The 674-nt window shown below is 31.5% G+C and carries 2 protein-coding genes; one reads left to right on the top strand and one right to left on the bottom strand.

Going from position 1 to position 674, the window contains the following annotated elements:
• On the bottom strand, window positions 1-127 hold a 127-nt coding region (locus tag R7R78_RS26695), incomplete at its 3' end, for a Flp family type IVb pilin (protein ID WP_225474682.1).
• A 194-nt stretch (window positions 128-321) separates the two neighbouring features.
• Here R7R78_RS26695 and R7R78_RS26690 point away from each other — a divergent pair.
• Window positions 322-674, top strand: a 353-nt coding sequence (locus R7R78_RS26690) for a prepilin peptidase (protein ID WP_225474681.1), incomplete at its 3' end; no start/stop codon positions are given.

The following is a 674-nucleotide window of genomic DNA, read 5'->3' as shown; positions in this document are numbered from 1 at the left end:
ATACAAGAAGAATAATTGAAGACATTGCCACTGCGATGATTGCGTATTCAACAGCAGTCACACCACGTTTATCCAGTTTAAATTTGTTACGGATATTACGAAGTTTAGAATTGATATTTAAAAGCATGTTTACCTCTATTTCCCTTGGTTTAATCACTCATTTCGTGAACGAATAAAATTTACATCAACAGAAACAATCACACCAATTAAGCTTTTTTATTTACATATAAGATGTTGTTATAAAAATAATGAAATCCATTACATAATTTTTTATTATCCAAAAAGATTTGAATTTAGAAGCAACACATTTAAAATGGGAAAATGAATTATATAAATTTTGCTTTGTGGCTAACTTGCCTGATCAACGTCTTGCTCATATTTTATGATGACATTCGTTATAGAATTGTAAAACATCGATTTCTTCTTATTATCTTTATTACTTCTCTACTTAGTTTGTTCTTTACTCCAGAACCACTGACTCAGCTCGCAGTGAGTACCTCTGTTTTTATTTGTTTCTTTATACTTTGGTTGATAAATATTGTAGGCGGCGGAGATGTAAAACTCATTGGCGCACTTTTCTTAGGAGTGAACGATGAATATATGTTAGCGGCAATAGTAGCGATAGGATTACTGGGTGGGATTCAAATATTGGTTATGTGGTTAATGTCTGTTTA

The organism is Vibrio sp. 2134-1 (assembly GCF_033339495.1).
Note: the sequence above shows the minus strand (reverse complement) of the source record. Positions and strands in the feature narration are given on the sequence as shown.